Source organism: Pseudomonas sp. S2_A10 (assembly GCF_054668465.1).
Window position 1 is genome coordinate 2,192,374 of the sequence record NZ_CP162773.1, and the last position, 12,629, is coordinate 2,205,002.

The 12,629-nt window shown below is 61.3% G+C and carries 10 protein-coding genes and 1 pseudogene; 3 read left to right on the forward strand and 8 right to left on the reverse strand.

The features are described 5' to 3' along the window. The first annotated feature begins 14 nt into the window (after window positions 1-14). Entirely contained in the window at window positions 15-1,976 is a 1,962-nt protein-coding gene (betT, locus tag AB4N41_RS10010) for a choline transporter BetT (protein WP_167333564.1), read from the forward strand. A 24-nt stretch (window positions 1,977-2,000) separates the two neighbouring features. Here the strand turns inward: betT and AB4N41_RS10015 are convergent. Further along, window positions 2,001-2,260: pseudogene (locus tag AB4N41_RS10015) on the reverse strand (hypothetical protein). Between the two features lie 161 nt (window positions 2,261-2,421). Between AB4N41_RS10015 and AB4N41_RS10020 the strand changes: the two are divergent. Next, entirely contained in the window at window positions 2,422-2,604 is a 183-nt protein-coding gene (locus tag AB4N41_RS10020; protein ID WP_095181105.1) for a hypothetical protein, read from the forward strand. 193 nt (window positions 2,605-2,797) lie between these two features. After that, window positions 2,798-3,835: an L-glyceraldehyde 3-phosphate reductase gene (gene mgrA, locus AB4N41_RS10025; RefSeq protein ID WP_252877241.1), complete on the forward strand. Its 1,038-nt coding sequence runs from the start codon at window positions 2,798-2,800 to the stop codon at window positions 3,833-3,835. Window positions 3,836-4,034: 199 nt separating this feature from the next. Here the strand turns inward: mgrA and tauD are convergent, their stop codons facing one another. From tauD to AB4N41_RS10060, 7 genes are all read right to left on the reverse strand, one after another. After that, complete coding sequence (gene tauD / locus AB4N41_RS10030; protein ID WP_252877242.1) at window positions 4,035-4,877, reverse strand: taurine dioxygenase; 843 nt, start codon at window positions 4,875-4,877, stop codon at window positions 4,035-4,037. 144 nt (window positions 4,878-5,021) lie between these two features. Continuing rightward, window positions 5,022-5,855, reverse strand: coding sequence for a taurine ABC transporter permease TauC (gene tauC, locus AB4N41_RS10035; RefSeq protein ID WP_150637913.1), 834 nt, complete (start codon window positions 5,853-5,855; stop codon window positions 5,022-5,024). After that, window positions 5,852-6,646: a taurine ABC transporter ATP-binding subunit gene (gene tauB, locus AB4N41_RS10040; protein ID WP_071174062.1), complete on the reverse strand. Its 795-nt coding sequence runs from the start codon at window positions 6,644-6,646 to the stop codon at window positions 5,852-5,854. The genes tauC and tauB overlap by 4 nt, the downstream gene beginning before the upstream one ends. Window positions 6,647-6,661: 15 nt before the next feature. Then, entirely contained in the window at window positions 6,662-7,639 is a 978-nt protein-coding gene (gene tauA / locus AB4N41_RS10045) for a taurine ABC transporter substrate-binding protein (RefSeq protein ID WP_024011179.1), read from the reverse strand. A gap of 329 nt (window positions 7,640-7,968) precedes the next feature. Then, window positions 7,969-9,552 carry a glutamate--cysteine ligase gene (gene gshA, locus AB4N41_RS10050; protein WP_252877243.1) on the reverse strand — a complete coding sequence of 528 codons (1,584 nt, stop codon included), beginning with the start codon at window positions 9,550-9,552 and terminating at the stop codon, window positions 7,969-7,971. A gap of 247 nt (window positions 9,553-9,799) precedes the next feature. Continuing rightward, window positions 9,800-10,183, reverse strand: a complete 384-nt coding sequence (locus AB4N41_RS10055) for a PaaI family thioesterase (RefSeq protein ID WP_052512482.1) — start codon at window positions 10,181-10,183, stop codon at window positions 9,800-9,802. Continuing rightward, window positions 10,183-12,507: a Tex family protein gene (locus tag AB4N41_RS10060; RefSeq protein WP_252877244.1), complete on the reverse strand. Its 2,325-nt coding sequence runs from the start codon at window positions 12,505-12,507 to the stop codon at window positions 10,183-10,185. Before AB4N41_RS10060 ends, AB4N41_RS10055 begins: the two co-directional genes overlap by 1 nt. Window positions 12,508-12,629 lie beyond the last annotated feature (122 nt).

Genomic DNA, 12,629 nt, shown 5'->3' on the forward strand with positions numbered 1-12,629 from the left:
GCGGTCTGGTGCGCATGAATCCGCCGGTGTTCTACTTCGCCGCGACGGTCATTCTGCTGTTTGGTCTTGTCGTCATCGCCATCCCCGAGCAGGCCGGCGCCTGGTTGCTGGAAGCGCAAAACTGGGCGGCCAACACGGTCGGCTGGTACTACATGCTCGCGATGACCCTGTATCTGGTCTTCGTGGTGGTCACCGCCTTATCCGGCTACGGCAAGATAAAACTCGGTGCCGACCACGACGAACCCGAATTCAGTTACCTGTCCTGGGCCGGCATGCTGTTCGCCGCCGGGATCAGCATCACGCTGTTCTTCTTCTGCGTCTCCGAACCGCTGACCCACATGCTCCAGCCACCGCAAGGCGACGCGGGCACGGCGGACGCGGCACGCCAGGCGATGCAGATCCTGTTCCTGCATTGGGGCCTGCATGGCTGGGGCGTGTTTGCCTTCGTCGGCATGGCGCTGGCCTATTTCGCCTATCGGCACAATCTGCCGCTGGCCCTGCGTTCGGCGCTGTATCCGCTGATCGGCAAACGCATCAACGGCCCGATCGGCTATGCGGTGGACGGCTTCGGCATCATCGCCACGGTGTTCGGTCTTGGTGCCGACATGGGCTTCGGCGTGCTGCATCTGAACTCCGGGCTGGACTACCTGTTCGGCATCGCCCACACGCAGTGGATTCAGGTCGGCCTGATCACGCTGATGATGGGTGCGGCGATCATTGTGGCCGTCTCCGGCGTCGACAAAGGCGTGCGGGTGATGTCGGACATCAACATGCTGCTGGCCTGCGGGCTGCTGCTGTTCGTATTGTTTGCCGGGCCGACACAGCACCTGCTCAACACCCTGATCCAGAACGTCGGCGATTACCTCGGCGCGCTGCCGATGAAGAGTTTCGACCTCTACGCCTACGACAAACCGAGCGACTGGCTGGGCGGCTGGACCGTGTTCTACTGGGCCTGGTGGATCGCATGGTCGCCGTTCGTGGGCCTGTTCATCGCGCGGATTTCCCGGGGCCGCACCATCCGTGAATTCGTCTTCGGCGTGCTGTTGATTCCGCTCGGTTTCACCTTGGCGTGGATGTCGATCTTCGGCAACAGCGCCCTGGATCAAGTGCTCAATCACGGCATGAGTGCGCTGGGCATGTCGGCCATCGACAATCCGTCGATGAGCATTTATCTGCTGCTGGAAACCTATCCGTGGAGCAAGACTGTCATCGCCGTGACGGTGTTCATCAGCTTCGTGTTCTTCGTGACGTCTGCGGATTCCGGCACCGTGGTGCTCTCCACCCTGTCGGCGAAAGGCGGCAACCCGGATGAAGACGGGCCGAAATGGCTGCGGGTGTTCTGGGGTGCGATGACCGCGCTGATCACCAGCGCACTGCTGTTTTCCGGCAGCATCGATGCGTTGAAGTCGGCGGTGGTGCTGACCTCATTGCCGTTCTCGTTGATTCTGCTGCTGATGATGTGGGGCCTGCACAAGGCGTTCTATCTGGAGTCGCAGAAGCAGATCGCGCAGTTGCATTCGCTGGCGCCGGTCTCCGGTTCGCGGCGTGGCACCGGTGGCTGGCGTCAGCGCCTGAGTCAGGCCGTGCACTTCCCGTCCCGCGACGAGGTGTACCGCTTCATGGAAAGCACGGTGCGTCCGGCGATCGAGGAAGTGACCGCCGTGTTCGTCGAAAAAGGCCTGCACGTGGTTACCCAGCCGGATCCGGCGCATGACAACGTCAGCCTGGAAATCGGCCATGGCGAGCAGCATCCGTTCATCTATCAGGTGCAGATGCGCGGCTACTTCACGCCATCGTTCGCGCGCGGCGGCATGGGTTCCAAGCAACTCAACAATCGCCGCTACTACCGCGCCGAAGTGCACTTGAGCGAGGGCAGTCAGGACTACGATCTGGTCGGCTACACCAAAGAGCAGATCATCAACGACATCCTCGACCAGTACGAACGGCACATGCAGTTCCTGCATCTGGTGCGTTGACCGACGGCTGCGCGCCGGGTCTGCTCAGGACTCGGCGCTCAGCAGCATGAACAACACCATTGCTGCTGCCGGCACGCCGAATACCGCGCTGCCAAGCGCTATTTCCGTACCCAGCGGCCGCCCGCATGAACTACGCCGACTGCGCCATTGATCAGGGTCATCGCAAGCCATAGCGCTGCGAAGCGGTAGGCCATGGTCTGGCGGCTGAAGCCAATGGGGTCGCCGATGTAAAGCATCAGTGCGAGCAGGACCAGGCCGGAGAAAGTGATGATGGTGATGTGCATGGCAGTTTTCGCCTGGTGAATGGGTGTTGCCTGATTGGCCGCCTTCGCGAGCAGGCTCGCTCCCACAATGGATCTCGGCTGGACATGAATTTCATGTTCACAGGAGAACTCTGTGGGAGCGAGCCTGCTCGCGAAGGGGCCAACTCGGTGTCACTTTGAGCATGGCCAATCCAGCGAGGCTGAAGCGCAGGAAAAAATGTGAAACGTTTCAGCAATTGGTCGAACCGGAGGTCGGCGTCGCGCCGCTTGGGCGTATGCTGGGCGGCTTGTTCAGAACTGAATATGAAGGCCGCACGCTGCGGCAGAACCTGGGGCTGGTTCGACCTGCAAATCGCTTTGCATGATTGGTAGAGCTTTTGTGGTGAGGGTATTTATCCCCGTTCGGCTGCGAAGCAGTCGTAAAACCAGCGCACTCGGTACACCTGATTCGCCGAGGTTTCAGGTTTTGGGGCGGCTTCGCCACCCATCGGGGATAAATCCCCTCGCCACAAAGATGTCCGGTTGCAGATGACTAAAAGACAGACAAGAGAGGATTCGATGACTTACACCGCTGCCGAAAATCGCTACGACTCCATTCCCTACCGCCGCGTCGGCCGCAGCGGTCTGGTGCTGCCGGCCTTGTCGCTGGGCCTATGGCACAACTTTGGCGACAGCACGCCGATCGACACCCAGCGCGCCTTGCTGCGCACAGCGTTCGATCTGGGCATCAACCATTTCGATCTGGCCAACAACTACGGCCTGCCATACGGCAGCGCCGAGATCAATTTCGGTCGCCTGCTGCGCGAAGACTTCAAGCAGTATCGCGACGAGCTGATCATCTCCAGCAAGGCCGGTTGGGACATGTGGCCTGGCCCGTATGGTCAGGGCGGCGGTTCGCGCAAATACGTGCTGGCGAGCCTCGACCAGAGCCTGCAACGCCTCGGTCTGGACTATGTGGACATCTTCTATTCGCACCGCTTCGACCCGGACACCCCGCTGGAAGAAACCGCCAGCGCCCTCGCCACCGCCGTGCAGCAGGGCAAGGCGCTGTACATCGGTATCTCGTCCTATTCCGGGGTGAAAACCCGCGAGATGGCCGGGCTGCTGAAAGAGTGGAAAGTGCCGCTGCTGATTCATCAACCGGCGTACAACCTGCTCAATCGCTGGGTGGAAAAGGATCTGCTCGATACCACCGATGAACTCGGCACGGGCGTCATCGCGTTCACGCCGCTGGCGCAGGGCTTGCTCACCGACAAATACCTCAACGGCGTGCCGGCCGATGCGCGAGTCAATCGCCCGGGCGGCGGCTCGCTGCAGGCTTCGCACTTGTCCGAGGCCAACATCGCTCACGTGCGAGCGTTGAACGAGATCGCCCAGCGTCGCGGCCAGAGCCTGGCGCAACTGGCACTGGCGTGGACCCTGCGTGATCCACGAGTGACCTCGGCGCTGATTGGTGCGAGCCGGCCGGAGCAGATCATCGAGAACGTCGGCGCGCTGAAGAATCTGCATTTCAGTGCTGAAGAGCTGGCGGAGATTGACCGGTTTGCCCAGGAGGGCGGGATCAATCTTTGGGAGAAGCCTTCGACGGCGGAGTGAGCCACCCTCACCCCAGCCCTCTCCCAGAGGGAGAGGGAGCCGACCGAGGTGTCTTGCGTCTTACATCGACCTGAAATACCGAGTCGATTATGGATTCAGCAAAGTACGTTCAGGTCGGCGTACTTCTACAGCATCCCCAATCAGTCCCCTCTCCCTCCGGGAGAGGGTTAGGGTGAGGGGCTTTTGCCTTTAAAAGGGCTCAGCGAAAAAACGGCACATCCCCCAACACCGTCGCCCGCTGCATCACCCGCCGCGCCGGGCGGTAATCGTCCACCGCGTAATGCTGCGTCACGCGGTTGTCCCAGAAAGCGATGTCGTCCTTCTGCCAGCGCCAGCGAATGGTGAATTCCGGCCGTGTCGCGTGGGCGAACAGAAACTTCAGAATAGTCTCGCTCTCCGCCTCGGAGAGCTCGTTGATCTTTGAGGTAAACCCTTCATTGACGAATAGCGAGCGCCGCCCGCTCACTGGGTGGGTGCGAATCACCGGGTGCGACAGCGGCGGATTCTTGCGCCGCGCTTCTTCCCACTGCGCCAGCGCCTCAGGCGTGTTGCCGTAGCGCTCCAGCGGAAACGATCGGGTGAAATCGTGGGTGGCCGTCAGACCTTCGAGCAGGTTTTTCATCGGCGCCGACAACGCTTCATATGCCGCGATGCCGCTGGCCCACAACGTGTCGCCACCGAACTCCGGCAGCAACTTGGCGCTGAGCACTGCGCCCATCGCCGGCGTCGGCAGGAAGGTCACGTCGGTGTGCCAGATCGCGTTATCGCGCACGTCGGTGACGGCGGTGTCGAGGATCAGCACTTCCGGTTGGTCCGGCACGTTCGGGTAGATCGGATGAATGTGCAGGTCGCCGAAATAATGCGCGAAGCGTGCCTGCTGTGCCGGCTCGATCGGCTGGTTGCGGAAGAACAACACCTGATATTTGAGCAACGCCTGTTCGATGGCGTCGCGGTGTTCCAGGCTCAGCGGCTGGCTAATGTCGACGCCACTGATCTGCGCGCCGAGGGCCGAGCTTAACGGGGTGATGTTGAGGGTGCTCATGGTCGTTCTCTTCGAATTCGGAGTGTCATGCTTTTGTGGGAGCGAGCCTGCTCGCGAATGCAGAGTGTCAGGCGACAGTGCAGTGAATGATCTGACGCTTTCGCGAGCAGGCTCGCTCCCACAGGGGAATTTTCACAAGGCGATTTAGTGCGCCTGGCCGTGCCATGGCACCAGTCTGCGCTGCAATGCGCGCAGGCCCATTTCCATGGCGAAGGCGATCAGGGCGATGACCAGAATCCCCAGCACCACGACATCGGTGACCAGGAATTGCGCAGCCGACTGCACCATGAAGCCCAGGCCACTGGTGGCCGCGATCAGTTCAGCGGCGACCAGGGTCGACCAGCCAACCCCCAGGCCAATGCGCACGCCGGTGAGAATGTCCGGCAGTGCGCTGGGCAGAATCACATGGCGAATCAACTGCACGCGCGTCGCGCCCAACGACTGCGCCGCGCGCAGTTTTGCTGGATCAACCGTGCGCACACCCGTCGCGGTGGCAATGGCAATCGGCGCAAAAATCGCCAAGTAGATCAGCAGCACTTTCGACAACTCGCCGATGCCGCACCAGATCACGATCAGCGGCAGATACGCCAGCGGCGGGATCGGGCGGTAGAACTCGATCAGCGGATCGAGCACACCACGGGCGATGCGGTTGGCGCCGATGGCAATGCCCACCGGCACGGCGGTGAGAATCGCAAAAGCGAGACCCAGGCCGATGCGGCTCAGGCTCGCGCCCAGGTGCTGCCATAACGTCGAATCCATATATCCCGAGGTCGCCAGCAGCCAGCCTTTTTGCAGCACGGCAGAGGGCGGTGGCAAGAACAGCGGTTCGATCAACTCGGTCGCGGTCACCGCCCACCAGACCGCCAACAGGCCGAACAGGGTCAGCAGGCTGATCCAGCGAGTGCTGAGGCTGCGGCGCAGCGGGATGCTCACCGAAGGTGTTTTCACCGCCGCAGCGGAAACGTCGTAACTGCTCATGCGCGCTCCTGCCGGGGTACGGCGCTGCGTTGCGAGAAGACTTTGCTCAGTACATGCTCGCGGGTTTCGATAAAACGCGGATCGGATTTGATCGCGCGGGCCGACTCGCCAGCGGCGTAACGCTGACCGAAATCCAGCTGCAGGCGCTCGACGATCTGCCCCGGATTCGGTGCCAGCAAAATCAGGTCCGTGGCGAGGAACACCGCTTCTTCAATGTCGTGGGTAATCAGGAAAACCGGTTTGGCAGTGCGCTGCCAGACTTGCAGCAACAGCTCCTGCATCTGCTCGCGAGTGAACGCATCAAGCGCACCGAACGGCTCATCCATCAGCAGCACGCGCGGATCGGCGGCGAGGGCGCGGGCGAGGCCGACGCGTTGTTTCTGGCCACCGGACAATTGCCAGATGCGTCGGTCTTCGAAGCCGGCAAGATCGACCAGCGCGAGCATTTCACGGGCGCGCTGTTCGCGTTTGTCCTTGCCGACACCGGCCAGTTCGAGGCCGAAGGCGACGTTGGCCAATACGTCCTGCCAAGGCAGCAAGGCGTCGTCCTGAAACACCACGCCACGTTCGGCGCTCGGGCCTTTGACCGGCACGCCGTCAAGGGTGATGCGCCCGGCACTCGGCTCGACGAAGCCGGCAATCAGGTTCAACAGCGAAGTCTTGCCACTGCCGGAAGGGCCGAGGGCGACCAGCAATTGCTGCGGCCCCAGGGTCAGAGAAATATCCGCCAGCACCGGCTCCGGGCTGCCCGGGTACTGTGCGCTGATGCGCTCCAGCTGTAGCAAGGCCATCGCTGTATCTCCCGATCAGTTGGTGATGTATTTGGCGCTGACGTAAGGCGCGTAGTCCGGCAGCACGGCTTCGACTTTGCCTTGCTCCTTGAGGAACGCGGCGGTGTCGGTGATGGCTTTGGTGGTCGGCGCGCCGAGGTCACTGACCTGATCTGCCGCCAGCGGGTAGACGTTGCCCTGCAACAGCAATGGAATGTCGCTGGCCTTGGCGCCGGAGAGTTTGACCAGTTTGTCGACGTTGCTCTGGTTGGCCAGCCAGGCCTGCGGATCCTTGCGGTAAGCGGCGTAGGCGTCGAGGGTGACCTTGGCGAACGCGGTGACGATTTCCGGGTGCTTTTCGGCGAAGTCTTTGCGCACGATCCACGCGTCGAAGGTCGGCGCGCCGAACTTGGCCAGTTCGCCGGAAGTGATCAGCACTTTGCCGTTCTCCTTGGCGACGCCCAGTGCCGGATCCCAAACGTAAGTGGCGTCGATATCGCCGCGTTTCCACGCCGCGATGATGGCTGGCGGCGCGAGGTTGAGCACGGTGACTTTCGACGGGTCGATGTTCCAGTGCTTGAGCGCCGCGAGCAGGCTGTAGTGCCCGGTGGACACGAATGGCACGGCGATTTTCTTGCCGATCAGATCCTGCGGAGTCTTGATGCCGGAACCGTCACGCGCGACCAATGCTTCAGCGGCGCCGATTTGGGTGGCGATGAGGAAGGTTTCCACCGGCACTTTGCGCGTGATCGCAGCGGTCAACGGGCTCGAACCGAGATAGCCGATCTGCACATCGCCGGACGCGATGGCGGCAATGATGTCGGCACCGTTATCGAATTTGCGCCAGCTGATATCGGCCTTGGTGGCTTTCTCGTAGGCGCCGTCGGCCTGAGCGACCTTGGCCGGGTCGACGGTAGTCTGGTAGGCGACGGTGAGATCGGCCGCCTGGGCCAGGAAGCTTGCAGCGGCCAGCGAGGCGGCGGCGAGCAGGCGAAGCGGGAAATTCAGTTTCAATTGAGAGCTCCAGATCAGGCGACCGAATGTCGGCGTGAATGGAGACTAAATGATCTAAGAATCGATAAATAAATAACTTTTTCGAATGAGCATATGAGCGGAAAAATCTAAGGATAGGAGAGGGTGTGGGGATTTCGGATGATTCGTTCGACGTCAGAACTTTGCCCCCTCACCCCAGCCCTCTCCCCCAAGGGGGCGAGGGGGAAAGGGAGCTGATCTTCATGCTTTTCAAGGCCTGAGTTCGGCCCGGTATTTCAGGTCGGTGTAGCTCGCAAGAACAACGCGGTCAGTCCCCTCTCCCTTTGGGAGAGGGTTAGGGTGAGGGGCTTTTAATTGCTGATGGCGAGGATGCTCGCCTGATACGCGCCAACAAACACATCGAAATCGCCAACCTCGTTCTGTTCAAGCTCGGTCTGCTGCGCCAGCGATGCGCGCGCCAGTTCTTCAAACTTCGCTTGCTCGTCAGCCGCCAACGGCTCGCTGCGGAAGAACTCGGCGTGGGTCTGGCTCTGGCGCAGGGAGAACTGCGCAAAGCTTTCCTTGTGCTCGGCCATGGCCGCCAGCACCTGCGCCGATGGGGTCAGGGACGGGTCGTTGACCTTGGCCAGTTGCGCATCCAGGGCCTTGCTGTGGGCATCGCCGCCGACGCTCTGGTCGAGCATCGCCGCCAGCGGAGCAATCTGTTCCAGCAGTTCGGCCGCCCATTGCTTCATCTCGACCCGTTGACCGTCACGCTGCAATTGCAGGCCCGGACGGCGACCTTCCTTGACCACGCTGAGGAAGTTCGAGGTGGCGTTGCCGCACGAAGTGTTGGTCAGCAGCGGGCTGTCGTTCAGCGCGCAGTACAGCAGGAAGGCGTCGATGAAGCGCGATTCGGTGAGGTCGATGCCCATCGGCAGGAACGGGTTGATGTCCAGGCAGCGCACTTCGACGTACTGGATGCCGCGCGCCATCAGCGCCTGGATCGGCCGCTCACCGGTGTAGGTCACGCGTTTCGGGCGGATGTTGGAGTAGTACTCGTTTTCGATCTGCAGGATGTTGGTGTTGAGCTGCACCCATTCGCCATCCTTGTGCGTACCGACTTCTACATACGGCGCATACGGCGTGGCCACGGCTTCGCGTAGGCTGTCGGTGTAGCTCGCCAGGTCGTTGTAGCACGGTGTCAGGCCGGCCTGGGCATTGCTCTGATAACCGAGATCGCTCATGCGCAGGCTGGTGGCGTACGGCAGATACAGCGTGTCCGGGTCGAGCTGCTCGAGCTGATGCGAACGCCCGCGCAGGAAGCCGGCGTCCAGCGCCGGCGAGGCACCGAACAGGTACATCAGCAGCCAGCTGTAGCGACGGAAGTTGCGAATCAACGCGATGTAGGAAACCGATTGGAAATCGCGATCGGTGCCGACGAAACCTTCGGCCTCGCGCAGCAATGGCCAGAGCTGTTCCGGCAGGGAAAAGTTGTAGTGAATCCCGGCAATGCATTGCATGGTCTTGCCGTAACGCAGGGCCAGGCCCTTGCGATAAACGTACTTGAGCTGACCGATGTTGGAGGTGCCGTAATAGGCGATCGGAATATCTTCCTCGGCCGGCAACGGGCACGGCATCGATGGACTCCACAGGTACTCGTTGCCGAGTTTGCTGTAGGCAAAACGATGAATCTTGTCCAGGCTCGCCAGCGTGTCGGCAGGATCCGGCAGGGCAGGCGTAATGAATTCCAGCAGCGACTCGGAGTAGTCGGTGGTGATCTGTTCGTTGGTCAGCGCGGAACCCAGGGCTTCGGGGTGCGGCGTTTGCGCCAGGCGACCTTCACTGGTCACGCGCAGGCATTCACGTTCGATACCGTGCAGGCACTGCTTGAGCAGAGAGAGGTTAGCGCGCTCGCCGAGCAGAGCCAGGCGGCGGTTGAGAAGTTCGCTCAATTTGGATTCCTTCACGCGTCAGTCGCCCCAATATGGGGGTGGGCAAGACGGTCTACAAGGGTGAAGTTGAAACTGGCGTTATCGCCTGGTTTTCTAGCCTGTCAGCCGCACACATGAACCCGTAGAAGCTGCCGAAGGCTGCGATCTTTTGATCTTGCTGTTGAAAAACAAAATCAAAAGATCGCAGCCTTCGGCAGCTCCCACAGGATTCGTTGCGCCGAAATTAACTCAAAATGATGAGCAACATCTACAGGACAGCGAAGGTGCCTTGCGCTTTTGCGACCAGTTTGTCGCCCTGCATCACCTCGGCTTCGACCACCAGCGTGCGCCGGCCCGGGTGGATCACCCGCGCCGTGCACAGCACCTCGCCGTCGGAAACGGCGCGGATGTAGTTGATCTTGCATTCGATGGTCGCACTCTGCTGATCGAAGCCATGGCTGCTGGAACAAGCCAGGCCCATGGCGATGTCGACCAGACTGAACAGCGCGCCGCCGTGCAGTTTGCCGCCGCGGTTGCGCAGTTCGGGCTCAAGCGCCAGGGCGACTTGCGCCACCCCGGTTTCGAGACTGTGCAGGCGACAGCCCAACAGCTTGAAAAACGCGCTCTCGACGAGCCCGGCCGGCATTTCCATCAGCGTTTCTTCAACTGCTTGGCGTTGGCGAACAGCGAGGCCATCGCATTGTTCACCGGCGCGGCTGTGGCGGTTTCCTTGCGCGGCGCGTTGCCCGAAGACTGGCGCGGTGCCGAGCCCGGACGCGAGCCACGGGCGCCATCGATTTTCTCGCCGGGAGTGTCGCTCATGCGCATCGACAGACCGACGCGTTTGCGCGGGATATCGACTTCCATGACCTTCACTTTCACCACGTCACCGGCCTTGACCGCTTCGCGCGGGTCCTTGATGAACTTCTCCGACAGCGCCGAGATGTGCACCAGACCATCCTGATGCACGCCGATGTCGACGAATGCACCAAATGCCGTCACGTTGGTCACCACGCCTTCAAGGATCATCCCCAGTTGCAGGTCCTTGAGGTCTTCGACGCCTTCCTGGAATTCGGCAGTCTTGAACTCCGGACGTGGATCGCGACCGGGTTTTTCCAGTTCTTGCAGGATGTCGGTGACGGTCGGCAGACCGAACGTTTCGTCGGTGAATTTCTTCGGGTCCAGACGCTTGAGGAACGCGGCATCGCCGATCAGCGAGCGAATGTCGCGGTCGGTTTCAGCGGCAATGCGCTGCACCAGTGGATAGGCTTCCGGGTGCACCGCCGACGAATCCAGCGGGTTGTCGCCGTTCATCACGCGCAAAAAACCGGCGGCCTGTTCGAAGGTTTTCTCGCCCAGTCGCGCGACTTTCTTCAGCGCTGCACGGGTCTTGAACGCGCCGTGTTCGTCACGGTGAGCAACGATGTTCTGCGCCAGCGTCGCATTGAGGCCGGAAATCCGTGCCAGCAAGGCCACGGAGGCGGTATTCACATCCACGCCCACGGCGTTTACGCAGTCCTCGACCACGGCGTCCAGACCGCGCGCCAGTTTCAGCTGCGAGACGTCGTGCTGGTACTGGCCGACGCCAATGGATTTCGGATCGATTTTCACCAGCTCGGCCAACGGATCCTGCAGGCGACGGGCGATTGACACGGCGCCACGGATCGACACATCGAGGTCCGGGAATTCCTTGGCCGCCAGTTCCGAGGCCGAGTACACCGAGGCGCCGGCCTCGGAAACCATGACCTTGGTCATTTTCATCGCTGGATATTTTTTGATCAGCTCGATCGCCAGCTTGTCGGTCTCGCGGCTGGCAGTACCGTTGCCGATGGCGATCAGGTCCACCGAATGCTTGGCACACAGGGCGGCCAAGATGGCGATGGTCTGATCCCATTTGTTGTGTGGCACGTGCGGGTAAACCGTGGCGTGGTCGAGCAGCTTGCCGGTCGAATCGACCACGGCCACCTTGCAGCCGGTACGCAGGCCCGGGTCGAGGCCCAGCGTCGCGCGCGGGCCGGCCGGAGCGGCCAACAGCAGGTCGTGCAGATTGTGCGCGAAAACGTTGATCGCCTCGGTTTCGGCGCCATCGCGCAACTCGCCGAGCAGGTCGGTTTCCAGGTGGGTGTAGAGCTTGACCTTCCAAGTCCAGCGCACCACTTCACCGAGCCATTTGTCCGCCGTGCGGTTCTGGTTCTGGATGCCGAACTGCTGAGCGATCATGCCTTCGCACGGATGCATCGTGCCGGGCAGCTCATCGCCGACTTTCAGCGCGGAGCTGAGAATGCCTTCGTTGCGGCCACGGAAAATGGCGAGGGCGCGGTGCGACGGCATGCTCTTCAGCGGCTCGTCGTGTTCGAAATAATCACGGAACTTGGCGCCTTCCTCTTCCTTGCCAGCGATGACGCGGGCACTGAGGATCGCTTCCTGTTTGAGGAAATTACGCAACTTTTCCAACAGGCTGGCGTCTTCGGCGAAGCGCTCCATGAGGATGTACTTGGCGCCTTCCAGCGCAGCCTTGACGTCGGCCACACCTTTTTCGGCGTCGACGAAGCGCGCGGCTTCGGTTTCCGGCGACAGGTTCGGGTCGTTGAACAAGCCGTCGGCCAGTTCGCCGAGGCCGGCTTCGAGGGCGATCTGGCCCTTGGTGCGGCGCTTCTGCTTGTACGGCAGGTACAAGTCTTCGAGACGGGTCTTGGTGTCGGCGAGCTTGATGTCGCGCTCAAGGGCAGGGGTGAGTTTGCCTTGCTCCTCGATGCTGGCGAGGATGCTGATGCGCCGTTCGTCGAGTTCTCGCAGGTAGCGCAGGCGCTCTTCCAGATGACGCAACTGGGTGTCATCGAGGCTGCCGGTGACTTCTTTCCGGTAACGGGCGATAAAGGGAACGGTAGAACCTTCATCGAGTAGCGCGACGGCCGCTTCGACCTGTTGTGGGCGTACGCCGAGTTCCTCGGCGATGCGGCTGTTGATGCTGTCCATAAAACCACCTGACATAGTATGAAAGCAGGCTCGCAGGCACGCAGATAATGGCCTGGAGGCTGATTGAGCGGCTGGAAAATTGCCGCTGCCTGGATCAAGAAGCTGCCCATTGACCCGTGAAA